Raw genomic sequence first — 24,090 nt, 5'->3', positions numbered from 1 at the left:
CCGGGGTATTTGCAATCCGGAAAAGGGCGATGGCGGGCGGAGACCGGCCGGGCGGCTTTGCGGCGCAGGCCGATGAAAAGCCCTTATTTCATGCCGGATCGCGCTGGCGGCTCCGGATCATGGATGACTGGAGCCAGAGGCCGTTCGACAGGAGCCAGGCGATCAGCACAGCGACGAACAGCCGGTTGGTTATGCCATAGGGTGCGCCCCTGTGCAGCGTCAGATACTGGGCGACGAACGCGGCCAGCAAAAGCCCGGCCAAAGCCAGCGCGGCGCTTCGATGCGCGCGCCAGCGGGGCTCCAGCGCATAGCTCAACGCCAGACACAGGGTGGAAAGCAGGACGCTGACGATATTCACCAGGAAGCTTATCGCGTGAATATCCCCCGTCCGCGTCGATGGCGCGGTTTCGAGGTCGGTCGGATAAAGTGCGGTCACGATGAGGCCCGCGAACGCGACGACCAGAAGCGCCGCGCCGATCCGGCCCGGCCATGATGCCGGCCCATCCCGGAACAGCCCGATCGCGAGCGCCAGGCAACCTGTGGCCAGAGAGACAAAGGCGCTCGTCATGATCCAGCCGAACCGTCCGACCGCATAATCGCTGATCATATGATCGACGATCGTATAATCCGGCCGGAGCAGATGCATCAGCGACAGGGCGGCTGCGAAGTAGAGGAAGAACCCCGTCGCCGCTCTTGGCCAGATGGTGGACCGATCATGCTGCAGATCATCGCTGGACCCCGCCACTTGCGTCCTCCCTTGGATCGTCATGGGCAGCTTAGATCATGAACCCAAGTCTGCAAACGGGATCATGCGAGGCAACCGGCCAGGCTCGACGCCGAATTCGGGTTTCGATCCACCGGAATCCCCTTTACAGGCGGTATTCGCGCAGGGGCCTTTCGCTACCAAAAGGGTCCCGACCCATTCATTGCACCCTCCCGGAGTGAAGTTGTGAGCCCCCCTTTGTTGATCCTCGATGGCGGTACCGGCCGCGAATTGGCGCGTATCGGTGCGCCCTTCCGGCAGCCTGAATGGTCGGCCCTGTCGCTGATCGAAGCGCCCGAATATGTCAGCCGAGTGCATCAGGCCTATGTTGCCGCCGGGGCCGATGTCATCACCACCAACTCCTATGCGGTGGTGCCCTTTCATATCGGCCATGAATGTTTTTCCGCACGGGGCCTGGAATTGGCGCGATTGGCGGGACGATTGGCGCGCGAGGTGGCGGACGGCGCGGGGCGAAGGGTGCGCGTGGCCGGTTCGCTGCCGCCCGTCTGCGGTTCCTACCGCCCGGACCTGATCGATCTGGATCAGGCGCGGTCGGTGCTGGCGGTCCTGGTGGAAGCGCTGGAGCCCCATGTCGACCATTGGCAGGCGGAAACGCTTTCGGCGGTGGCCGAAGCCCGGCTGGTGGCGGAACTGGTCGCGGAAACGGCCAAGCCGCTCTGGCTCAGTTTCACGCTGGAAGACGAGATAGCTGATGGGCCCGCCCGCCTGCGTTCCGGCGAAAGCGTGACCGGCGCGGCGGAGGAAGCCCGCGCCCTGGGGGCGGAGGCGCTGCTGTTCAATTGCAGCCAGCCCGAGGTCATGGCCGCTGCCGTGAGGGCCGCCCGCCTCGTGCTGGGCGACGATGCGCGAATTGGCGTCTACGCCAACGCCTTCCCCCCGATGACGGCCGACGCCGAGGCGAATTCCGGCCTGGACGACATCCGCGCGGACCTCAGCCCGGCGGGCTATTCCGCCTTTGCCGCGGCCTGGCAGGCCGAAGGTGCGTCGGTGATCGGCGGCTGCTGCGGCATCGGGCCGGAACATATAGCGGAGTTGGCCAGGCTGCGGCGTTGATCGTCCCGCTGACCCCATGCGGCGCACCGGTGAAGCCGCGCCAGGGATGGCGCTCCCGCAGCCGATCCACCGCTTTCCACGCATGGACGCTTCGAAGGCTGAACGGCCTCTGGATTTCTGGACGCCTTCGATCCCGGTTGCGGGGACCGGAGGCGGCAAATGCGGATCGTAGCATCTTGAAACTGAATTGAGGCTTCCTATTTTACAACTGTCCCGGTGCTCCCTCCCCCCTTGAGCCGGGACACCTTCTTGACGGCCCCGGCGTTCCCTTGCGCCGGGGCTGATTTTTATGCCTCGCCTGTTCCTGAAAAACCTGCCCCTGAAAAACCTGTCCCTGGAAAAAGGCAACGGCGCGGCGAGCCGGTGCCCGCCGCGCCGTGATGATCCGGCATCTCTGCCGCGCCCCTCCCCCCGGACGGACGCGGACGGGACGCTCAGTTCGCCTTGCTCAGATCCACCTTCTCGACCCATTCGGGATAGAAGGTCGGCTCCCGGTTCGACCAGCCGACGGCGGTCGCCGCCGCTTCGCTGATCGACTGGAGCAGCGACCGGCGCTTTTCCGGATGGAGATGCGGCAGGCTGGCCGCAGCGCAGAAGGCGCCCGGCAGCCACGGCCGCGCCCCTGCCCCCAGCAGCCGCTCGTAGAGAAAGCGATAGGCCGAGAAACTGCCCAGCCGGTCCTGGCCGAGATCGAAGGCCGACACCGTCACCAGCGGCGCCATGAACGGCTCCATCTGGTCGAGGCCGCTATCGTCGGGGACCATCGCCTTGATTTCCTCCAGCCGCCCGTAGATCCGTGCCTGCGCGCGGATGCTGGCTTCCTCCACCATGTCGCGCGACCACAGCTTCATCGCATCGCGCCGGTGAAGGCCGATATCCAGCGATCTTCGGATATAGCGTTGCGTAGCGGCCGGGAAGCTGGCGAATTCACGCAATTCCGCCAGGGTGATGGCTCCGTCCGCAGGTCTTGCACTCGTGCCCATGCTCATGCCCTCCGACTTCAAGTCGTAAGCAGATCATGCGCCCAATATGGTTTCTACAAGATTAAGCGCCGGACCTGCCGACATGCACAAGGAATCATGTTTCTTTGTGCGGTGCAACATGTAATTTTTGTGAATGCGCCAAATGGTTATGCGGCGCATCCCCGAAAGCCGCGTCAGCCGCCCCATTGCGTGCGCAGCGTGACGCCGATGGTGCGCGGTTCGCTGGGCGTGCCGACGATCAGTCCGCTGTTGCCCGCCTGCACGGTCACATTCTGCATATAGTCCTTGTTCAGCAGGTTGCGCGCGAACACCGCCACTTCCCAGCGGGGCGTGCGATAACCGAGGCTGCCGTTGACCAGCGTATAGCCGCTGATGATGGTGTAGGCCGACCCGATGGCGTCCCCGAAAATGCGGGTGCGCGTGACGGCGTCGGCGCGCAGCACGAACTCGCCGTCCTGCGACCCCAGCGCCAGCGGCAGATGATATTCGCCGCCCGCAGAGCCGACCCATTTGGGCAGCCCCGGCAGCCCTTGTCCCGACAGGTCGCATTGCGCCGTGCCGGTGCCGGTCCGCTCGATCGGGCAGGGGCCCTTGGGATAGCTGGCATATTTGCCGTCCGAATAGGCGCCCGACGCCCGCAGCGTCAGCCGCGCGCCCAGGCGCGCCGCCGCCTCGAACTCGACGCCCTTCACCGTCACCTTGGGAATGTTGGCAAGATAGCTGCGCAAGGCCACGGTCGCGCTGTTGTCGACGATATTGGCCTGAAAATCCTTCACATCGATATGATAGGCATCGACGTCGAAGGTCAGTGCATCGCCCAGCAGCCGCGTCTTGAAGCCCGCTTCCCAGGTGGTGTTCGTTTCCGGCCGGACGACCGCGGTGGTCAGCACCGCCTGCCCCGACCCGTTGACCGGCAGGCCCGACATGTTGATGCCGCCCGACTTCTGCCCCTTCGCGGAGCTGGCATAGGCCATGATCCCATCGGTCAGGTCGTAGGCGAGATTGATCCGGCCCGACGCGCTGCCATCGCCGTCATGCGCGCTGTAGCTTTGCGCCCGCAGGATCGATTGCTGGTCCGCCTGCAGCGCCGCGGTGGGCGCCACCCCGCCAAAGGTCCGCACGTCGTAGACGCCGTCCTTCTCCTCATAGGTGTAGCGGAGGCCGCCCGTCAGCGCGAGCCGTTCCACCGGCCGCCAGGTCACTTCGCCGAAAATGCCGTAGCTTTCCGACCTGAAATCGGTTCGCCCGTCGGTCTGATAGCCGTCGAGCAGCGCGGACGTCCGGGTGGGGCTGGCGGGCAGCAGCCAGTAGGTCGCCAACGGCCCGTAGATGCTGATGGGATGGCCGACGATCTTCTGGTGGAAATAATATAGCCCCGCCACATATTCGATCGGTCCCGGCGTGTTGGAGCCGATGCGGAATTCCTGGCTGAACTGGTCCTGCCGCGACGGGATATGCTGCGTCGTCTGGATGTGCAGCCCGGTATAGTCGCGGTCGTTGGCCGCGTCCCAGTTCCAGAAGCGCCAGGCGCTGATCGAGGTCAGCATGGTTCCGCCCAGCTTCCATTCGGCCGTCGCCGAAACCCCGCCCTCGTTGGTGTCGACGCCCAGCGGCGCGTCGTTGTCGGTCACGCGGTCGTAGGGATTGGTGCTGGGGGGCGCATAGGCGCCGCCGGGCGCATTGGCGGCGAGTGCGGCGTAGCGCTGCGCGGCGGGCTTGAGCGTCGGCGCCACCCGCACAAAGACCTGCGCGCAGCAATTATTGCTGAAGTTGGACCAGTCGCCGATCAGCCGCAGCGAGAAATCCGGGCTGGGCTGGAACAGCAATTGTCCCCGGATCGCGTCATTATGGATGTTGTTCTGATGCTCCTGCCGCGCGACGTTCCAGATATAGCCATCCTGCCGCGTCACCGAGCCGGACAGGCGGAAGGCCAGCACATCCCCGGCGATCGGCCCGGTCAACGCCGCCTTCGCCTGCACGAAATTCCGGCTGCCGTAGGACAGTTCGCCCTCCCCGCCCCAATCGAAGGCAGGCTTCCTGCTGGTGATGCTGATCGCGCCCGCGGTCGTGTTCTTGCCGAACAACGTGCCCTGCGGCCCGCGCAAGACCTCGACCCGATCGATGTCGGTGAAGTCGAACGCCGCCGTCGCCGCCCGCGCATGATAGACGCCGTCGACATAGAAGCCGACGCCCGGCTCCAGCCCGTCATTGGCCTGGCTGACGGCGACGACGCTCGATCCCAGCCCGCGAATGGTGAAGGCGGTGTTGCGCGGATTGGCCGAACTATAGTTGAGCGCCGGCACCAGCTGGCTCAGTTGATTGATGTTGACCGTATAGGTCCGCCGCAAATCCTCCCCGCCCACGACGTTGAGCGACGCCGGAACCTTCTGCGCATCCTCCTCCCGCAGCCGCGCGGTGACGATGATCGGCCCCTCTCCATTATCCGTGGCGGCAGGCGCCTGCGCCATGACGACGGACGGAAACGCCGCCGGAACAAGAATGGCCGCCAGCAAGCCACGCGAACCCGTTTTCATCCAAAGCCCCCTTTCGATTTCGGGGCGGGGTACACGCGATCCAGGCGATTCGCTATATATATTCGTATATAGCCTCATTCCGCTGGATGGGCCTTCACCCGCCCCCCGCCCATCCGCAAGGGTTCCGGGGCATGCTCCCCGGTCGATATCGATGGGTCAGCGGCCCGCCAGGGCGCGGGCGTTGGCCAGATAGGTGCGGCCGATGCGGATTTCGGTGTCGTCGGTCAGGCAGGCCGACCAGACGCCGCTGCCGTCATGGCGCAGCCGGGCGATATGGCCGCGCCGCACGATATGGGAACGGTGCAGGCGTACGAACTGCTGCGGGTCGAGCCGGTTTTCCAGCGAACTGATCGTCTGGTGCAGCAAATAGCTGTTCTGGCCGACATGCAGGCGCATATAGTCGCGCTCCGCCTCGATCCGGTCGATCTGCGCGGCGCCGATGCGGATCAGCTCCGACCGGTGGGGAACCCAGAATTCCTCCGCCCATTCGGATGCCGGCTGGGCCGTCGTGGCGGCTGACGGGGCGCGGCTGCCCAGCGCCTGTTCGACCCGGTCGATGGCGCGGGAGAGGCGCTCATGCGCCACCGGTTTCAGCAGATAGTCGACCGCCGCGAGATCGAACGCCTCGACCGCGAAACCCTCGAACGCGGTCACGAAGATCACCGCCGGACAGATGCCCATGCGCGAGGTCGCCCGCGCCACCCCGATGCCGTCGAGCAGGGGCATGGCGATGTCGAGCATGACCAGGTCCGGCTCCAGCCCTTCGATCAGCCGCAGCGCCGCTTCGCCGTCGCTGGCGGTGCCGACCAGGGCGATGCGCGGCTCGCGGGCGCACAGCATCTGGAGCCGTTCGACCGCCAGGGGCTCATCGTCGACGATCAGGGTGCGGATGGTCATTCAGCAGCTCCGCCGGATGATGGGCAGGGTGAGGCGCACGGCGAAACCCCCGCCGGGGCGCGGGCCGTAGTCGATCCGGCCCTGGTCGCCGAAACGGGCGGTCAGGCGGTCGCGCACATTGGCGAGCCCGATGCCGCTGCCCGCGTCGGAACCCTTGGGCGGCTGGTTGCCATTGTCGCTGACGCTGAGGTGGAGCAGCCCATCCTCCTCCTGCGCGGCGATGATGATCGTCACCGGCTTCGAGGTGCGCGACACGCCATATTTGATCGCATTTTCGACCAGCGGTTGCAGGATCAGGCCGGGCACGCAGGCATTGAGCAGCCGGTCGGGTATCTGGACGCTGGTGGACAGGCGATCGGGGAAGCGGACCGCCTCTATATCCAGATAGAGTTTCTGGAGATGCACCTCCTCCTCCAGCGACACATCGTCCAGCGGATCGCCGGTCAGGCTGGTGCGGTAGAAGTTGGAGAGGGAAAGGATCATCTGCTCCGCTTCGTCGCGCCGGTCCTTCATCACCAGCGAGGACAGGGAATTGAGCGTGTTGAACAGGAAATGCGGGTTCACCTGATAGCGCAGCGAACGCAGTTCCGCCTGCTGCGCGGCGCGTTCCAGCCGGTCGGCGCGGCGTTCGACGCGATGCGCCTCGCTGGCATAGCTGAGGGCCAGATAGAGGCTGGCCCAGGCGGCGAGGAAGAAATAGCGGCTGATCGCGTCCTCGACGATCTGCATCAGGGCGAAACCCTGTTCGCTGGCATATTTCTGATAGTCGGCGTCGGGGAAGAGGGATGCCGGGTCGTAGATGTTGAAGACGTAGAAATTGGCCGCCGCCGTCGCCAGCGCGAAGGGAATGGCGAGGGTGAAGGCGGCACCGATGCGGCCGATCAGCGGCTTGCGGTCGAAACGGCGCAGGCAGAGATAGAAGACCCATGTGACCACGATGCCGATCACCGTCACCACCGCCCGGCGCGCGGCCATCGCCCCCTGCGCCTCGAACCCCATGATCGAGGCGCGCAGCGTGATCAGCACCGCATAGAAGAACCAGAAGCCGAGTATCGAATAGAGCGCGACCGTCGGCGGCACACCTGGCTCGCCGTCTTCATTTCTTATGTCCATGCGTTCAGTCTAGGGCATGGACGGCGCCCTGTCGCCCCTTGGCGGCGATGCTGGTCGAAGGCTTTGCGATGTTGGTCGATCAGGGTTGGTCGATCAGGCGCCGGTCCCGGAACCCGCCCCCCGTGCCGCCCGTTGTCCGATGAAAAGGAGAGCGAGATGAACGACAAGACCGATATCCGGCCCAACAGCCGCGAGGAAGTGAACGACAAGCGCCCGACCGATGCGCAGGACCATGCCGTGACGCAGGAGGAGAAGCTGGAGGAAGGGCTGAAGGATTCGATGGATGCTTCCGATCCGCCGGCCGCGACCAAACCGGGCGACCATGGCGATCCCGTGCCCTCTTCCGGTTTCAAGGAGGATGAGGACTGAATAGACGGGCTGGCGAATCATGATATGATCGGGGGCGGACAGCGGCTTGAGGGCCGCCTGCCCGCAGGTGAGAGGAGCTATAGCCTATGCCGACTTCCGCCACTCCCGCGATCGAACGCATTGCCCGCGTGCTGGCCGGGCGCCAGCTCAGCCTGAATGGCGAAGGCGATGACCCGCACGCGGCGAGCGCAGTCGATGCCAGCTGGAAGAACCATGTCGACGATGCCTATGCGATCCTGCACACGCTGCGCGAACCCGATGCGGAGATGGCCCAGGCGGGCGACGTGGCGGTCTGGCGCAGCATGATCGGGGCGGTGCTGGAGCGCCGGGCGGGCTGAACCGCCATGCTGCATTGGCCCGCAGCGGTCGCCGTGGCATAAGCGGCGGCATGAGCGGGCCAGTGCTGAAGATCAAGATCCAGATTTATTGCGGCGAGGAAATCGCCATGGGACCGGGCAAGGCCGACCTGCTGGATGCGATCGCCAGTGAAGGTTCCATTTCCGCGGCGGGGCGCAAGCTGAAGATGAGCTACCGGCGCTGCTGGATGCTCGTGGACGTGATGAACCGCTGCTGGGTGCAGCCGCTGGTGATCACGTCCAGCGAGGGCGCGCGGCTTACCGAATTCGGCGGGACGATCCTGGCGCGCTATCGGGCGATGCAGGCCGCGGCATCCGGCGTGGCGGATGCCGCGCACTGGCCAGACCTGGCGGCGGCGCTGCGGCTCGAGCCGCTGGCGGCGCAGGGAGAAGAGACGGCGCGGTGACCGGGCTGCCGAGCGGCGGCCCGAAGCCCGTCACTCGACCGTGACGGACTTGGCGAGGTTCCTGGGCTGGTCGACGTCGGTGCCCTTGGCGACGGCGACATGATAGGCCAGCAACTGCACCGGCACGGCATAGACCATCGGCGCGATCAGCGGATGGACCTTGGGCATGGTGATGGTCGCCATGCAGCCTTCACCGGCCGCCTGCACCCCGTCATAGTCGGAGATCAGCACCACCTTGCCGCCGCGCGCCTGCACTTCCTGCATGTTGCTGACGGTCTTTTCGAACAAGGGCCCGCTGGGCGCCAGGACGATCACCGGCACCTTGTCGTCGATCAACGCGATCGGGCCATGCTTCATCTCGCCCGCGGCATAGCCCTCGGCATGGATATAGCTGATCTCCTTGAGCTTGAGCGCGCCTTCCAGCGCCAGCGGATAGTCCGGCCCGCGCCCCAGATAGAGCACGTCGCGCGCGCCCGCGATCAGATGCGCCATCGCCTCGATCGATTCGTCATAGGCGAGCGCGCCGTTGAGCGCGGCGGGCGCCTCCGCCAGATGGCGCACCAGTTCCTTTTCGGCCTTCGCGTCCAGCCGTCCCTTGGCGCGGGCGAGATTGGCGGCGAAGGCGGCGAGCACCGCCAGCTGGCAGGTAAAGGCCTTGGTCGAGGCCACGCCGATTTCAGGCCCGGCCAGCGTCGGCAGCAGCAGGTCGGCCTCGCGCGCCATGGTGCTGGTGGGCACATTGACGACGGCGGCGATCTTCTGCCCCTCGGCGCGGGCATGGCGCAGCGCAGCCAGCGTGTCGGCGGTCTCGCCCGACTGGCTGATGACGATCATCAGGCCGCCCTCCTCCATCACCGGGGCGCGATAACGGAATTCGCTGGCCACATCGATGTCGACGGGCACGCGGGCGAACTGTTCGAACCAATATTTGGCGACCATCCCGGCATAATAGCTGGTGCCGCACGCCACGATCGTCACGCGGCGGATCGCGCCCAGGTCGAAATCGGGGATCGGCAGCGACACCTGATCCTCCATCCGGCGCAGATAGGAACGCAGCGTCTGCGCCACGACCACCGGCTGCTCGTAAATCTCCTTGAGCATATAGTGACGGTGATTGCCCTTGGAGATCAGTTCGCCGGTCACGCCGGAGATGGTGACGGGGCGCTCGACGGGATTGTTGTCCCGGTCGAAAATCTCCGCGCCGTCGCGGGTGATGACGACCCAGTCGCCTTCCTCCAGATAGGCGATGCGCTGGGTCAGCGGCGCCAGCGCCAGGGCGTCGGAACCCAGATAGGTCTCCCCGTCGCCATAGCCCACCACCAGCGGCGAGCCGAGCCGCGCGCCGATCAGAATGTCGGGATGGCTGCGGAACAGGATCGCCAGCGCGAAGGCGCCGTGCAGGCGCGGCAGCACCTGCTGGACGGCCTCCTTGGGGCTGGCGCCCTGCTCCACCAGTTCGCTCACCAGATGGGCGACGACCTCGGTGTCGGTCTGGCTGTCGAAGATGCGGCCCCGCGCCATCAGTTCCTCGCGCAGCGGCTTGAAATTCTCGATGATGCCGTTGTGGACCAGCGCCACTTCCTTCGTGGCGTGGGGATGGGCGTTGCTGGTCGTGGGCGCGCCATGGGTCGCCCAGCGGGTGTGCGCGATGCCGGTCGTGCCGGGCAGCGGCGCCTTTTCCAGTTCCTTCACCAGATTGACGAGCTTGCCCTCGGCGCGGCGCCGGTCGATCGCGCCTTCATGGACGGTGGCGACGCCGGCACTGTCATAACCGCGATATTCGAGACGCTTGAGACCTTCGACGAGCCGCTCCGCCACGTCGTCCTTGCCGATGATTCCGATGATACCGCACATGGATGTCGAGCCTCAATGTCATGAAAATCAATAGTGAAGACGCCTATGCCATGTTCCCGCCGACCGCGACAGGGGCAAGGCCTATCGTGGATGAATTGTAATCAGCCAGACATCCGGCGGCGCGAGCATCCGGATCGGCAGGCCGCTGGTGCCGAGCCCCGCCGAAACCACCAGGGTTTTCGCGCCGTCCCGGTAGATGCCGCAGGCGTAGCGCGTCTTGTAGCGGGACGGCACGTAGACGATTCCGGCGAAAGGCAACGCCACCTGCCCGCAATGCGTGTGGCCCACCAGCGTCAGTATCGGCCGGTCCGGCAGCATGGGGAATATGTCCGGCCCGTGCGACAGCATCACCGGCGCGCCGCCCAGCGCCTCCATCGCGGCGAGCGTCCGGGGAATATCGGGCTTTCCGGTATGGATGTCGCGCAGGCCGCCCACGGCGAGAGGCCCCCGCCGCACCGCCTGATTGTCGAGCAGCTCTATGCCGATGCGGGCGAAAAGCTGATGCCATTGGCGGCGGCCGATCATCGCATGTTTGCGGTCGTCATGATTGCCGAGTATCGCGACCACGCCCAGCGGCGCGCGCAGGGCCGCGAAGGGGGCGATGCTGTGTTCCGCATCATAGGTCGCCCCGCCCTTGTCATCGCCCATATAATCGCCGCCGAGCGCGATCAGGTCCGGCTTCAGCCCGTTCACCAGTGCGGCGATCCGCGCCATCCGCTCCGGGCTGTTGTCCGGGCCGGACAAATGGCTGTCGGTCAGCAGCGCGACCGTCATCGGGCGGCGGGGCGCGTCCGGCGGAAAAGGCAGGGCAATCTCCATATGGCGGACGACGGGCATCGCCCGCGCATTGGCCATCAGCCACAGCACGAAGGCCGACGAAAGGAGCGGGATCAGCAGCAGCACTGCCAGCCAGCGCCGCCGACGCAGAAAGCCTGTCATGCGAAATCCGTCATTGACCAGCTTTGCGTGCCTGCATCCTGGCGCGGAAGCGCGCCGCCCAGCCGGGCTTGCCCTCCTGCGCCGGGCGGACGAGGCAGAGCGCATCGGCCTCCACCTCCCGCGTGACCACGCTGCCCGCCGCGACGATCGCGCCGTCGCCGATCTTCACGGGCGCGACCAGGGCGCTGTTCGACCCGATGAAGGCGCCCGCGCCGATCTCCGTCCTGTATTTGAAGAAACCGTCATAATTGCAGGTGATGGTGCCCGCGCCGATATTGGCGCCCGCGCCTATGCTGGCGTCGCCGATATAGGAAAGGTGATTGGCCTTCGCGCCTTCGCCCAGCTCAGCCTTCTTGACCTCGACGAAATTGCCGACCTTGGCCTTGACGCCGATCTTCGCGCCGGGGCGCAGCCGGGCATAGGGGCCGATTTCCGCGCCCTTGCCGATCGCCGCACCCTCCAGATGGGAGAAGGCATGGATCGTCACGTCATCCGCCACCGTCACGCCGGGGGCGAAGACGACATGCGGTTCGATCACCACGTCGCGTCCCAGCACCGTGTCATGGGCGAAGAACACCGTTTCCGGCGCGATCAGCGTCGCGCCGTCGCGCATCGCCTCGGCCCGGCGGCGGTCCTGCCAGACGGCCTCCACCCCGGCCAGTTCCGCGCGGCTGTTGACGCCCGCCACTTCCCACGCCTCCGCCTCGATCACCGCGCTCCGGGCGCCGGGCAGCATGACGATGTCGGGCAGATAATATTCGCCCGCCGCATTGTCGTTGCCGATCTGGTCGAGCAGCACGAACAGGTCGGTCGAGCGCACCGCCATCAAGCCCGAATTGCACAGCGTCACCGCCCGCTCCTCCGCGTCGGCGTCCTTATATTCGACCATCTTCCCGATCACGCCCTGACCGTCGGAGATGATGCGGCCATAGGCGGCGGCATCCTCCGGCCGGAAGCCCAGCACCACGGCGCGCGGCTCGTCGCCCCGATTCAGCCGCTCCAGCATGCCCCGCATGGTTTCCGTCCGCACCAGCGGCACGTCGCCATAGAGGATGAGGACGTCCCCGGCGAATCCGGCCAGCGCATCATGCGCCTGCGCCACGGCATGGCCGGTGCCATGCTGCTGTTCCTGCACCGCGATGACGGCGCCGCTGCCCTCGACCGCCTTTTCCACCTGCTCCCGGCCCGCGCCGACGACCACGACCTGCCGCTCCGGCTTCAGTTCCGCCACGCTGGCGAGCAGATGCAGCAGCATCGGCCGGCCCGCGATCGGGTGCAGAACCTTGTGCTTGGCGGATTTCATGCGCGTGCCCTGCCCGGCGGCAAGGATCACGACGGCGAGGGGACGGCTGGCAGTCACGGGGCATCCTTCACAAGAGAGGCCAGGAATCTGAGCGCTCTCTGCCATGTTTGACTTGCCATTGCCACTGCGCAGGCGGCATGAGCCGGTCATGGCATCCATCCCCTTCGATATCGTCGGCTTCGACCTTGACGGCACCCTGCTCGACACCAGCGGCGACCTGGCCGCCGCCGTCAACTACGCCATCGCGACCGACGGGCGCCCGCCCTTCCCCATCGAATCGATCCATCCCTTCATCGGCAAGGGCGCGAAGGCGATGCTGGAACGCGCCCTCGACGCTTCCGGAGGCTATGACGAGGCGACACTGGCCCGCCTGCTCCCGATCCTGCTCGATTATTATGAGCAGAACCTGGCCATCCATTCCCTGCCCTATCCCGGCCTGATCGCCGCCATGGATGCGCTGCAGGCGGCGGGCGTGAAGCTTGCCATCTGCACCAACAAGGCGGAGCGCTTCACCATTCCCCTGCTTCACCAGATCGGCCTGTCGGATCGTTTCGCCAGCGTCGTGGGCGGCGACACGGTCGGCATCGCCAAGCCCGATCCCGCGCCGATCCACGCCATGATCGAGCGCGCGGGCGGCGGACGCACCATCTTCCTGGGCGATACGATCAACGACATTGCCGGCGCGCGCAACGCGGGCATCCCCAGCGTCGCGGTCAGCTTCGGCTTCCTCGACGGTCCGGTGGAAAAGCTGGAGGCGGACGCGATCATCCACCATTTCGACGAATTGGTGCCGCTGCTGGCGCGCTGGCCCGCATGACGCTGCGCCTGGAACGCGACGGCGCCGTCGCCACGCTGCTGATCGACCGGGCCGGACGGCATAATGCCATGGCGCAGGCGATGTGGGAATTGCTGCCCCGGCTGGTCGGGGAAGCCATGGCCGATGACGCCGTGCGCGTGCTCATCCTGACATCGGCCACGCCGGGGCTGTTCTGCGCGGGCGCGGACATCCATGAATTTGCCGGTCATGCTGGCGAGGAGGAGTGGCGCATCGCCAATCAGGCGGCGATCCGGTCGACCCAATATGCGCTCGCGCACGCCGAAAAGCCGGTCATCGCGGCGATCGACGGCGATGCGATCGGCGGCGGATGCGGCCTTGCCATCGCCTGCGACCTGAGGATCGCGTCACCCAGGGCGCGGCTGGGCATCACGCCGGCCCGGCTGGGCATCGTCTATTCGCTGTTCGACACCCGGCTGCTGGTCGATCTGGTCGGCCCGGCGCGGGCCAAGCGCATCCTGTTCACCGGGGCTTTGCACGGCGCGGACGAGGCGCTCGCCATCGGCCTGATCGACGAGATCGCCGCCGACCCAGTCGATGCGGCGAAGGCCATGGCGAAGGTGATGGCGGCCAATGCGCAACATTCGATCCGATCGTCCAAGGCGATCATCCGGCGGATCCTGGACGGTCAGGCCGATGACGATCCGACCACGCTCGCCCTGTTCCGCGATGCCTTCACCCTCCCCGATTTCCAGGAGGGGGTTCAGGCGTTCCGGGAGAAGAGGCGGCCCGATTTTTAGAGCATCGTTTTGCGCCTGGAAGGATAGGAAACCCAAAAGGGGAGCGCGCGACCTGCGGCCGAATGAACGCGGCGCGTTCTGGCGGAAATCGTTTCGGGGGCGCGATACATCCATTTCGGATCAACATCTTATCCGATCCGGAAATGTTTATTAAGGATGAGCCGATAGGCGGTTTCGGTGCGGATGCCGCTCTGAACGGCATGTTTTTCGGTCAATGAAGGAACAGGCAGACCAGCGTGGGGGAAAATTTCGCCTTCTTCCTGCCCATCATGATGGCCAGCTTCGGCATAGTGTTCGGCGTCGTCTGGAGCTGGCGCGTGCGGGCGGCCGGATATTGGAGCGCCGCCTTCTTCTGCATCGCGGGCGGCTTTACCATCCCCGTCGCCTTCGCGGCCTTGCCGAGCGCGATCTGGGGGTTCGTGGCCGACCTGCTGTTCGCCAGCGGATTCCTGCTGTTCAGCCAGGCGCTGCTGGAACGCTGGCGGCCGTCCTGGCTGCTGGCGGTGCGCGTGGCGATCTGGGGCCTGTCGCTGCTGCTGTGCGCCGTCGCCATCGCCCTCGACGATCTGCCGCTTGAACTCATCTCATCCGATTTCGGCTGCTTCCTGCTGATCGCGCTGCCGCTGATCGCGGGCAAGGACAGGCTCGGCAACTGGGCCGACCGCGTCCTGTTCAGTGCCGTCGCGCTGGTGGCGCTCGACAATCTGATCCGGGGCAGCACCGTTCCGCTGACCCTGTCCGGCGGCGATTTTCAGGACAGCGCCTATGCCTTCCTGATGCAGGCGCTCGCCTGCGTGTTCGGCCTGTTCCTTGCCCTCGCGGCTCTGGCGGCCAATATGCTGGACCTTCTGGCCCGCTATCAACGCGATGCGCTGCACGATCCGCTGTCCGGCCTGCTGAACCGTAGAGGTTTCGATGAAGCGCTGGCGCAACGCACGCGCAGGGGAACGGCGGAAGGCAGCCTGATCGTCTGCGACATCGACCATTTCAAGTCGGTCAACGATGAATATGGCCATGCGCTGGGCGATCGGGTGATCGTGGCGCTCGCCCGCATCCTGACCCGCTTCGCGCCGCCCAGCGCCGTCACCGCGCGCTTCGGCGGCGAGGAGTTCGTGCTGTTCCTGCCCGACATGAACGCGGCGCGGGCGGCGGGCATCGCCAATGATATTCGCGAAAGCCTTGCGCTGGAGGTTGCCGATCATCTGGGCCTGGCCCGGCCGTTGACCGCCAGCTTTGGCCTTTCGACCCTTCAGCGTGGGGACGTGTCGATCGACGAGGCGATGGCGCGGGCCGACGCGGCACTCTACGAAGCCAAGGCGCGCGGGCGCAACCGGCTGTGCGTCAGGCGCGCGCTGTCCACGCCCGATGCACCCCCCGCGCCCGACCCGCGATCGCACGCCTTTCGCGGCTAGAGCGGTTTTCGGTGCATTGCGGTGCCGGCCCTCGCATGAAAAAGGCCGCCCCGAAAGGCGGCCTCCTCATGGGTTGCCCGACAGGGAGCCGGTCACATATGGATCGGTTTGCCGGTGACCGCCATGGCCGCTTCCTTGATCGCTTCGCTATGCGTGGGATGGGCGTGGCAGGTATAGGCGATATCCTCGCTGGACGCGCCGAATTCCATCGCCTGCGCCGCCTGCGCGATCATCGTGCCCGCGACCGTCGCGATGATCCAGACGCCCAGCACCTTGTCGGTTTCGGCGTCGGCGATGATCTTCACGAAGCCGTCCGGCTCATGATTGGTCTTGGCCCGGCTGTTCGCCAGCATCGGGAACTTGCCGACCTTGATCGCGCCCTTTTCCCTGGCGGCTTCCTCGGTGAGGCCCACGCCCGCGATTTCGGGCTTGGTGTAGACCACCGAGGGGATCACATCATGGTTCACGATGCCGGTCAGGCCCGCGATATTCTCCGCCACAGCAATGCCTTCATCCTCGGCCTTGTGCGCGAGCATCGGGCCGGGAATGACGTCGCCGATCGCCCAGACGCCCGGAACCCTGGTCGCGAAGTCGTGATCGGTTTCGATCTGGCCCCGCGCGTTCAGTTCCAGACCGATCTTGTCGAGGCCCAGCCCTTCGGTGTTGGGACGGCGACCGATCGACACGAGGACGACGTCGGCCTCGATCTTCTCGGCAGCGCCACCGGCGGCGGGTTCGACGGTCAGGGTGACGCCCTTCTTGCCGACTTCCGCGCCCGTGACCTTGGTGCCGAGCCTATATTCGAAGCCCTGCTTCTTGAAGATCTTGTTCGCTTCCTTGCGGACTTCGCCGTCCATGCCGGGCAGGATCTGGTCGAGATATTCGACCACCGTGACCTTGGCACCGACACGCCGCCACACCGAACCCAGTTCCAGGCCGATGACACCGCCGCCGACCACGACCAGATGGCCCGGAACCTTGTCCAGCTCCAGCGCGCCGGTCGAATCGACGATCCTGCCGCCCGCATTGTCGACCTGAACGCCCGGAAGCGGGGTGACCGACGAACCGGTGGCGATGACGATATTCTTCGCCGTCACCGTCTTGCCCGCCACCTCCACGGTGTTGGCGCCGGTGAAGGTCGCCAGGCCCTTCAGCCAGTCGACCTTGTTCTTCTTGAACAGGAATTCGACGCCGCCGGTCAGGCCCTTCACCGCGTCCTTGCGCTGGCCCTGCATGGTGTCGAGGTCCAGGCTCATCTTGTCGATCCTGACGCCCAGCTTGGCGAGCGCGCCGTTCGCCGCTTCCTCATAGAGTTCGGAGGCATGCAGCAGCGCCTTGGACGGGATGCAGCCGACATTGAGGCAGGTGCCGCCCAGCGTCTCGCGGCTTTCGGCGCAGGCGGTCTTGAGGCCCAGCTGCGCCGCGCGGATCGCCGCCACATAGCCGCCGGGACCGGCACCGATTACCAGAACGTCATAGTCGAATTCAGCCATCGTCTTATCCTCTGGCTAGGGCATTTTCGAAGCAGGGAGCATGATCTGCGCGCTCCGGGAAAATGCGGAAAACAAAAGACAGGCCGGGCATGATCCGATCCCGTTCGACCGGATCATGCCCAGCGATCTTACAGGTCGATCAGCAGGCGGGTCGGATCCTCGATCGCGTTCTTCACCGCGACGAGGAAGGTCACCGCCTCGCGACCGTCGATCAGGCGATGGTCATAGCTGAGGGCGAGATACATCATCGGACGGATGACGATCTGGCCGTCGCGGACGACCGGGCGATCCTCGATCCGGTGCAGGCCGAGCACAGCCGACTGCGGCGGATTGATGATCGGGCTGGACAGCAGCGAACCGAACACGCCGCCATTGGAGATGGTGAAGGTGCCGCCCTTCATGTCTTCCATGGTCAGCGTGCCTTCCTTGGCCTTCTTGCCGAAGCTGCCGATGGTCTTTTCGATCTCTGCAACGCTGAGGGATTCCGCGTTGCGGATCACCGGCACGACCAAACCGTTCGGCGCGGACACGGCGACCGAGATGTCGGCGAAATCGTTATAGACGATCTCGTCACCCTCGATCTGCGCGTTGACGCCAGGAATGTCCCGCAGCGCCATGCAGACCGCCTTGGTGAAGAAGCCCATGAAGCCCAGGCGAACGCCGTGCTTCTTCTCGAACAGATCCTTGTATTTCGCGCGCGCCTCGATGACGTTGGTCATGTCGACGTCATTGTAGGTGGTGAGCAGCGCGGCGTTGTTCTGCGCTTCCTTCAGCCGCTTCGCGACGGTCTGGCGCAGGCGGGTCATCTTGACGCGTTCCTGCGCGCGGCTTGGGCCCGAAACCGAAGTAACCGCGGGCGCGGCGGCGGCCGGAGCCGAAGCGGCGGCCCTGGCCGTGCCGGCGGCGACGGCGGCCAGCACGTCGTCCTTGGTCAGGCGGCCATCCTTGCCGGTGCCTTTGATCTTGCTGGGGTCAAGGCCATGTTCCAGCACCAGGCGGCGCACGGCGGGCGAAAGGGTCAGGTTGCCACCCTCTTCCTCGTCCGAAGCGACAGGCGCCGAAGGCACGGGCGCCGAAGCGGCCGGAGCGGGGGCAGCGGCTTCCGCCTTGGCGGCGGGCGCAGCGGCGGGAGCAGCCGCTGCGGCTGCGCCAGCATTCACATAGGCCAGCAGCGCGCCGACCTCGACCGTGTCGCCTTCCTTGGCGACGATATCGCCCAGCACGCCCGCAACCGGGGCGGGCACGTCGACCGCGACCTTGTCGGTTTCCAGGGACACGATGGGCTCATCGGCCTTCACCGCTTCGCCGGGCTTCTTGAGCCACTGGCCGACGGTTGCTTCGGTAACGGATTCGCCCAGCGTGGGGACTTTGACTTCGGTGGCCATGAGCTTGTTCAGCCTTTCTTCTGGCGACGGATTTCTTCACGGACGCTGTGACCCAGCGCATCGGCGACGAGGGCGCCCTGTTCGGCGACATGGCGCTTGGCAAGGCCCGTCGCGGGCGACGCCGAAGCCTTGCGACCGGCATAGCGGGCGCGCATCGGCGCCTTGCCGGCCGAGGCAAGCGCTTCCTCGATATAGGGCTCAACGAAGAACCAGGCGCCATTGTTGCGCGGTTCTTCCTGACACCAGACCACTTCCTCCAGCTTCGTCATGCGCGAGATGCGCGTGGCGAGGGCCTCGGTCGCGAACGGATAGATCTGTTCGATGCGAACGATCTGCACGTCGTTGTCGCCAGCCGCGTCGCGGGCCTCCATCAGGTCGTAGAAGACCTTGCCGGAGCACAGGATGAGGCGGCGGGTGTCCTTGTCGGCCGCGCCATTGGGGTCCGACAGGATACGCTTGAAATGCGTTTCGCCCAGGAAATCCTCAGCCTTGCTGACCGCCAGCTTGTGACGCAGCAGCGACTTGGGCGCCATGATGATCAGCGGCTTGCGGAAGGGCCGCAGCATCTGGCGGCGCAGGACGTGGAAATAATTGGCCGGGGTCGTGATGTTCGCGACCTGGATATTCCCCTCCGCGCAGAGCTGGAGGTAACGCTCCAGGCGGGCCGAACTATGTTCCGGACCCTGCCCCTCATAGCCGTGCGGCAGCAGGCAGACCAGGCCGTTGGAGCGCAGCCACTTGGTTTCCGACGAGGCGATATACTGGTCGAAGATGATCTGCGCGCCGTTGGCGAAGTCGCCGAACTGGGCTTCCCAGAGCACCAGGCTCTTGGGATCGGCCAGCGCGAAGCCATATTCGAAGCCCAGCACGCCATATTCGGAGAGCGGCGAATCCAGCACCTCGAACCGCCCGTGCGGCACGGTCGAAAGCGGGATATATTTGTTCTCCGTATTCTGGTCGGTCCAGACGGCATGGCGCTGGCTGAAGGTGCCGCGCCCGGAATCCTGGCCCGACAGGCGCACGCCATAGCCTTCCGACAGGAGCGAACCGAAGGCCAGCGCCTCGCCGGTCGCCCAGTCGAAATTCTCGCCGGTCTTGAACATCTCCGCCTTGGCGTCGATCACGCGGTTCAGCGTCTTGTGGACGGCGAGCCCCTCCGGAATCGTCGTCAGCGTCTTGCCCAGGCTGTCGAAAAGCTTCTGGCTGATCGCGGAATCGACGCTCTGGCGGCTGGTTTCCGCATCGGCGGGCTTGTGCAGGCCCGACCAGCGGCCGGCGAACCAGTCGGCCTTGTTGGGCTTGTAGCTCTTGGCCGCCTCGAACTCGTCCTCCAGATGGTTGACGAAATCGCCTGTGGCCTGGTTGACGAAATCATCGTCGACCACGCCCTCGGCCTTCAGGCGCGCCGAATAGACGTCGCTGACCGGCGGATGCTGGCGGATCTTGGCGTACATCTGCGGCTGGGTGAAGGACGGCTCGTCGCCTTCATTATGGCCGAAGCGGCGATAGCACCACATGTCGATGACGATATCGCGGTGGAAGGTCTGGCGATATTCCATCGCCAGCTTGCACGCGAAGGTCACCGCTTCCGGATCGTCGCCATTGACGTGCAGGATCGGCGCCTGGACGCCCTTCGCCACATCGCTCGGATAGGGCGAGCCGCGCGAGAATTGCGGGCTGGTGGTAAAGCCGATCTGGTTGTTGACGATGAAGTGGATGCAGCCGCCGGTATTGTAGCCCGGCACGCCCGAGAAGCCGAGGCATTCCCAGACGATGCCCTGCCCGGCAAAGGCCGCGTCGCCGTGGATCAGCACCGGCAGAACCTGCTCATGCTTGGCCAGATCGTCGCGGAAGGTCTGCTGCGCGCGGACCTTGCCCAGGACCACCGGGTCGACCGTTTCAAGGTGCGACGGGTTGGGGACCAGCGACATGTGGACCTTGATGCCGTCGAACTCGCGGTCGGTGGAGGTGCCCAGGTGATATTTGACGTCGCCCGAACCGCCGACATCCTCCGGGTTCGCGGTGCCGCCCGAAAATTCATGGAAAATGACGCGGAAGCCCTTGGCCATCACATTGGCGAGCACGTTCAGCCGGCCGCGATGGGCCATGCCGTACACGATCTCGCGCACGCCCTGCGCGCCGCCATATTTGATGATCGCCTCCAGCGCGGGGATCATCGATTCACCGCCGTCCAGGCCGAAGCGCTTGGTGCCGACATATTTGCGGCCCAGGAACTTCTCATATTGTTCGGCGTGGATCACCTTGGACAGGATCGCCCGCTTGCCTTCGGGCGTGAAGTGGATTTCCTTGTCCTTGCCTTCCATGCGTTCCTGCAGGAAGCGGCGCTCCTCCACATCGGCGATGTGCATATATTCCAGGCCGACATTGCCGCAATAATTGGCGCGCAAAATGGCCACGATCTCGCGCACCGTGCCATATTGCAGGCCCAGCGATCCGCCGAGATAGATTTTCTTGTCGAGGTCCGTGAGGCCGTGATATTCGGGCGTCAGATCCGCCGGCAGATCACGCTGGGTCAGGCCGAGCGGGTCGAGATTGGCAGCCAGGTGACCGCGCACGCGATAGGTGCGGATCAGCATCTGGGCGCGGATGGCGTCGTCCGCGGCGCTGACGGCGTCGGCGTCCGAAACGGCCTTGCCCGCGGATTTCGCAGCGGCCTTCATGGCCACCTGCATCTGCGTGGGGTCCAGCGCCCCGGTCAGGTCGTCGGTGTCGATCGGCGGCCAGTTGGTGCGCGCCCAGCTCGGCCCGCGCTCGATTTCGCCGACCCCTTCAAAAGCTTCCTGGTTCTCGTAGCCCATTTTTCACGTCCCATGCCGACCGCGTGCAGTCGCGGAGCGGGGTAACAGGCGCCGGGGTGCAGCCCGGCGCCTTTTTCCGGCCTGATCAGCCCTTCAGCACTTCCAGCAGGGTGGTGCCCAGCTCGGACGGGCTGGCGGCCACCTTGATGCCGGCCGCTTCCATCGCCGCGATCTTGCTCTCGGCATCGCCCTTGCCGCCCGACACGATCGCGCCGGCATGGCCCATGCGGCGGCCCGGAGGCGCGGTGCGGCCCGCGATGAAGCCGGCCATCGGCTTCTTGCGGCCCTTCTTCGCCTCGTCGATCAGGAACTGGGCAGCCTGCTCTTCCGCGTCGCCGCCGATTTCACCGATCATGATGATCGATTCGGTGGCGTCGTCGGCCAGGAACAGTTCCAGCACGTCGATGAAGTTGGTGCCGTTGACCGGATCGCCGCCGATGCCGACGGCAGTGGTCTGGCCCAGGCCCGCATTGGTGGTCTGGAACACCGCTTCGTAGGTGAGCGTGCCCGAACGCGACACGACGCCGACCGAACCCTTCGAGAAGATGTTGCCGGGCATGATGCCGATCTTGCACTCGTTCGGCGTCAGCAGGCCGGGGCAGTTCGGGCCGATCAGGCGCGACTTGCTGCCCGACAGGGCGCGCTTCACCTTCACCATGTCGAGCACCGGGATGCCTTCGGTGATGCAGACGATCAGCGGGATCTCGGCGTCGATCGCTTCCAGGATCGAGTCGGCCGCGAACGGCGGCGGAACATAGATGACCGAGGCGTCGGCGCCGGTCTTCGCCTTGGCTTCGGCAACGGTATCGAACATGGGCAGGCCGATATGGCTCGTGCCGCCCTTGCCCGGCGTGACGCCGCCAACCATCTGCGTGCCATAGGCCAGCGCGGTTTCGGTGTGGAAGGTGCCGGTGGCACCGGTCATACCCTGGGTGATGACCTTGGTGTTCTTGTTCACCAGAATGGACATGTCAGTCCCTCTATTTCCGTGGACGTGGCACTTTGGGTCTAAAAGCAGCCCGCCCCAGGCTGCGCACTTACCTGGAGCGGGCTGGTGCAGCTCTTGAAAGGTCTCAGGCGAGCGAGGGGTCGATGCCCTTGCAGGCTTCCAGCAGTTCCTTGACGGCGTCGATCGACACCTGGAGATTGGCCTTGGCCTCGTCGTCCAGCTCGATCTCGACCACCTGCTCGACGCCATCCTTGCCGATGATGACGGGCACGCCGACATAGAGATTGTCGACGCCATATTGACCGGTCAGGTTCGCGGCGCAGGGCAGCAGGCGCTTCTTGTCGCCCAGATAGGCTTCGGCCATCGCGATCGCGCTGGTGGCGGGGGCGTAGAAGGCCGAACCGGTCTTGAGCAGCGCGACGATCTCGCCGCCGCCCGAACGGGTGCGCTGAACGATGGCGTCGATGCGCTCCTTGGTCGAGCGGCCCTGCTTGATGAGGTCGGGAACCGGGATGCCCGCGACGGTCGAATATTCGATCACCGGGACCATCGTGTCGCCATGGCCGCCGAGCACGAAGCTGGTCACGTCCTTGGCCGACACGTTGAATTCTTCCGCCAGGAAATGGTTGAAGCGCGAGGAGTCGAGCACGCCCGCCATGCCGACCACCTTGTTGTGCGGCAGGCCGGAAAATTCGCGCAGCGCCCAGACCATCGCGTCGAGCGGATTGGTGATGCAGATGACGAAGGCGTTGGGGGCGTTGGCCTTGATGCCCTCGCCCACGGCCTTCATGACCTTGAGGTTGATGCCCAGCAGGTCGTCGCGGCTCATGCCCGGCTTGCGGGCGACACCGGCGGTGACGATGATGACGTCCGCGTCCTTGATGTCGGCATAGTCGTTGGAACCGGTGATCCGGGCGTCGAAACCTTCGACCGAAGCGCATTGCGACAGGTCGAGCGCCTTGCCCTGCGGCACGCCTTCGACGACGTCGAACAGGACGATGTCGCCCAGTCCCTTGAGAGCCGCGAGATGCGCGAGGGTGCCACCGATGTTACCAGCGCCGATGAGCGCGATCTTGTTACGGGCCATATGCAATCATCCTCCAAGCTCTGAGGTATTGGAATTGCCCGCCCGCTTAGGCCCATATCGTTAAGGATTCAACCTGCGAAAGCCTGGCGGCCCGATTTATCTTTGCAACTTATTCGCAATTGCATTAGATATTGCGGATCGCGCTTTCCCCACCATCGACATAGCGCCGTTCACCTGTCTGGCTGTTGAACCAGACCGTCATCACCCGGCCGCTGGCATCGTCGACGAACCGTTCCTGCGTTCGTGTCCAGCCGGGGCCGGAAGGTTCCGCAGATGCCCGTCCGTAACGCGCCCGTTCGAACAAAGTGCCCGCCAGAAACAACCCAACGGGCAGCAATGTTGGCCAGGCGGCGAGATTCATCGCCACGCAGACCAGCGCCACCGCGGCGAACAGCAGCGCCAGCGCGACGACAGAGTTGCGAAGGGTCACAACGGTTCGACGATGACGGCCGTGCCATATGCGACCACTTCGTTCATCGTCTGCCCGATGGAACCGGAATCGAAACGCATCATGACGACCGCATTGGCCCCCATGGTTGCCGCATTGGCGACCAGCCGGTCGATGGCATGACGCCGCGTATCCTCGACCAGATGGGTATATTCCCTGATTTCCCCGCCGATGATGGAGCGCAGGCCCGCTGCGATATTGCCCCCCAGTCCCCGGCTGCGAACGACCACGCCGAACACCTGCCCGATGGTCCGGACGGTGCGGTGGCCGGCTATCTGTTCGGTGGTCGCAACGATCATCGGCAATCTCCCTTCCGGGCAAGAATAGCCG

22 protein-coding genes are annotated in these 24,090 nt (G+C 65.4%); 7 read left to right on the top strand and 15 right to left on the bottom strand.

The genetic code is table 11. The annotated features are described in order from the left end of the window. Window positions 1–88 precede the first annotated feature (88 nt). Window positions 89–745: a DUF998 domain-containing protein gene (locus MJ601_RS11495; RefSeq protein WP_242126473.1), complete on the bottom strand. Its 657-nt coding sequence runs from the start codon at window positions 743–745 to the stop codon at window positions 89–91. Between the two features lie 216 nt (window positions 746–961). Between MJ601_RS11495 and MJ601_RS11490 the strand changes: the two genes are divergently transcribed. After that, complete coding sequence (locus MJ601_RS11490; protein ID WP_242126471.1) at window positions 962–1,837, top strand: homocysteine S-methyltransferase family protein; 876 nt, start codon at window positions 962–964, stop codon at window positions 1,835–1,837. Window positions 1,838–2,271: 434 nt separating this feature from the next. On the opposite strand, the gene MJ601_RS11485 is transcribed toward MJ601_RS11490, so the two are convergent. The 4 genes from MJ601_RS11485 to MJ601_RS11470 all read right to left on the bottom strand — a co-directional run bounded on the left by MJ601_RS11485 (window position 2,272) and on the right by MJ601_RS11470 (window position 7,364). Next, complete coding sequence (locus MJ601_RS11485) at window positions 2,272–2,820, bottom strand: hypothetical protein (RefSeq protein ID WP_242126486.1); 549 nt, start codon at window positions 2,818–2,820, stop codon at window positions 2,272–2,274. A 173-nt stretch (window positions 2,821–2,993) separates the two neighbouring features. After that, window positions 2,994–5,354, bottom strand: coding sequence for a TonB-dependent receptor (locus MJ601_RS11480; RefSeq protein WP_242126469.1), 2,361 nt, complete (start codon window positions 5,352–5,354; stop codon window positions 2,994–2,996). A 156-nt stretch (window positions 5,355–5,510) separates the two neighbouring features. Continuing rightward, window positions 5,511–6,251 carry a LytR/AlgR family response regulator transcription factor gene (locus MJ601_RS11475; protein ID WP_242126467.1) on the bottom strand — a complete coding sequence of 247 codons (741 nt, stop codon included), beginning with the start codon at window positions 6,249–6,251 and terminating at the stop codon, window positions 5,511–5,513. Beyond that, entirely contained in the window at window positions 6,252–7,364 is a 1,113-nt protein-coding gene (locus tag MJ601_RS11470; protein ID WP_242126465.1) for a sensor histidine kinase, read from the bottom strand. It abuts the gene before it with no gap. 156 nt (window positions 7,365–7,520) lie between these two features. Here MJ601_RS11470 and MJ601_RS11465 point away from each other — a divergent pair, with 156 nt between their 5' ends. The 3 genes from MJ601_RS11465 (at window position 7,521) to MJ601_RS11455 (ending at window position 8,496) form a co-directional block, all read left to right on the top strand. After that, the gene (locus MJ601_RS11465; RefSeq protein ID WP_242126463.1) at window positions 7,521–7,733 is read left to right on the top strand and encodes a hypothetical protein; all 213 of its coding nucleotides are present in this window, start codon (window positions 7,521–7,523) and stop codon (window positions 7,731–7,733) included. Window positions 7,734–7,819: 86 nt separating this feature from the next. Beyond that, a complete protein-coding gene (locus tag MJ601_RS11460) occupies window positions 7,820–8,071 on the top strand; it encodes a hypothetical protein (protein WP_242126461.1) in 252 nt (83 codons plus the stop codon). 50 nt (window positions 8,072–8,121) lie between these two features. Beyond that, window positions 8,122–8,496 carry a winged helix-turn-helix domain-containing protein gene (locus MJ601_RS11455; protein ID WP_242126459.1) on the top strand — a complete coding sequence of 125 codons (375 nt, stop codon included), beginning with the start codon at window positions 8,122–8,124 and terminating at the stop codon, window positions 8,494–8,496. 30 nt (window positions 8,497–8,526) lie between these two features. Here MJ601_RS11455 and glmS read toward each other — a convergent pair whose 3' ends face one another. From glmS to glmU, 3 genes are all read right to left on the bottom strand, one after another. Beyond that, on the bottom strand, window positions 8,527–10,350 hold the full coding sequence (glmS, locus tag MJ601_RS11450; RefSeq protein WP_242126458.1) for a glutamine--fructose-6-phosphate transaminase (isomerizing): 1,824 nt from the start codon (window positions 10,348–10,350) through the stop codon (window positions 8,527–8,529). Window positions 10,351–10,431: 81 nt separating this feature from the next. After that, window positions 10,432–11,289: a metallophosphoesterase gene (locus MJ601_RS11445; RefSeq protein WP_242126456.1), complete on the bottom strand. Its 858-nt coding sequence runs from the start codon at window positions 11,287–11,289 to the stop codon at window positions 10,432–10,434. 10 nt (window positions 11,290–11,299) lie between these two features. After that, window positions 11,300–12,697, bottom strand: a complete 1,398-nt coding sequence (gene glmU / locus MJ601_RS11440) for a bifunctional UDP-N-acetylglucosamine diphosphorylase/glucosamine-1-phosphate N-acetyltransferase GlmU (RefSeq protein WP_491572908.1) — start codon at window positions 12,695–12,697, stop codon at window positions 11,300–11,302. Between the two features lie 43 nt (window positions 12,698–12,740). Between glmU and gph the strand changes: the two genes are divergently transcribed. From gph to MJ601_RS11425, 3 genes are all read left to right on the top strand, one after another. Continuing rightward, window positions 12,741–13,409 (top strand): phosphoglycolate phosphatase, encoded by a 669-nt coding sequence (gph, locus tag MJ601_RS11435; RefSeq protein ID WP_242126454.1) that lies wholly within the window; start codon window positions 12,741–12,743, stop codon window positions 13,407–13,409. Continuing rightward, the gene (locus MJ601_RS11430) at window positions 13,406–14,167 is read left to right on the top strand and encodes an enoyl-CoA hydratase/isomerase family protein (RefSeq protein WP_242126451.1); all 762 of its coding nucleotides are present in this window, start codon (window positions 13,406–13,408) and stop codon (window positions 14,165–14,167) included. Before gph ends, MJ601_RS11430 begins: the two co-directional genes overlap by 4 nt. Window positions 14,168–14,403: 236 nt before the next feature. Continuing rightward, complete coding sequence (locus tag MJ601_RS11425) at window positions 14,404–15,579, top strand: GGDEF domain-containing protein (protein ID WP_242126449.1); 1,176 nt, start codon at window positions 14,404–14,406, stop codon at window positions 15,577–15,579. Between the two features lie 92 nt (window positions 15,580–15,671). Here the strand turns inward: MJ601_RS11425 and lpdA are convergent, their stop codons facing one another. From lpdA to MJ601_RS11390, 7 genes are all read right to left on the bottom strand, one after another. Continuing rightward, window positions 15,672–17,072: a dihydrolipoyl dehydrogenase gene (gene lpdA / locus MJ601_RS11420; RefSeq protein WP_242126447.1), complete on the bottom strand. Its 1,401-nt coding sequence runs from the start codon at window positions 17,070–17,072 to the stop codon at window positions 15,672–15,674. Window positions 17,073–17,200: 128 nt separating this feature from the next. Beyond that, complete coding sequence (odhB, locus tag MJ601_RS11415; protein WP_242126445.1) at window positions 17,201–18,457, bottom strand: 2-oxoglutarate dehydrogenase complex dihydrolipoyllysine-residue succinyltransferase; 1,257 nt, start codon at window positions 18,455–18,457, stop codon at window positions 17,201–17,203. Between the two features lie 8 nt (window positions 18,458–18,465). After that, window positions 18,466–21,276 carry a 2-oxoglutarate dehydrogenase E1 component gene (locus MJ601_RS11410; protein WP_242126443.1) on the bottom strand — a complete coding sequence of 937 codons (2,811 nt, stop codon included), beginning with the start codon at window positions 21,274–21,276 and terminating at the stop codon, window positions 18,466–18,468. Window positions 21,277–21,361: 85 nt separating this feature from the next. Then, window positions 21,362–22,246, bottom strand: coding sequence for a succinate--CoA ligase subunit alpha (gene sucD, locus MJ601_RS11405; protein ID WP_242126441.1), 885 nt, complete (start codon window positions 22,244–22,246; stop codon window positions 21,362–21,364). A 103-nt stretch (window positions 22,247–22,349) separates the two neighbouring features. Then, a complete protein-coding gene (gene mdh, locus MJ601_RS11400) occupies window positions 22,350–23,312 on the bottom strand; it encodes a malate dehydrogenase (protein ID WP_242126439.1) in 963 nt (320 codons plus the stop codon). Between the two features lie 124 nt (window positions 23,313–23,436). After that, window positions 23,437–23,742: a hypothetical protein gene (locus tag MJ601_RS11395; RefSeq protein WP_242126438.1), complete on the bottom strand. Its 306-nt coding sequence runs from the start codon at window positions 23,740–23,742 to the stop codon at window positions 23,437–23,439. Continuing rightward, window positions 23,739–24,059: a heavy metal-binding domain-containing protein gene (locus tag MJ601_RS11390; RefSeq protein WP_242126436.1), complete on the bottom strand. Its 321-nt coding sequence runs from the start codon at window positions 24,057–24,059 to the stop codon at window positions 23,739–23,741. Before MJ601_RS11390 ends, MJ601_RS11395 begins: the two co-directional genes overlap by 4 nt. Window positions 24,060–24,090 lie beyond the last annotated feature (31 nt).

This window comes from Sphingobium trunci (genome assembly GCF_022664535.1).
Lineage (GTDB): Bacteria > Pseudomonadota > Alphaproteobacteria > Sphingomonadales > Sphingomonadaceae > Sphingobium.
Note: the sequence above shows the minus strand (reverse complement) of the source record. Positions and strands in the feature narration are given on the sequence as shown.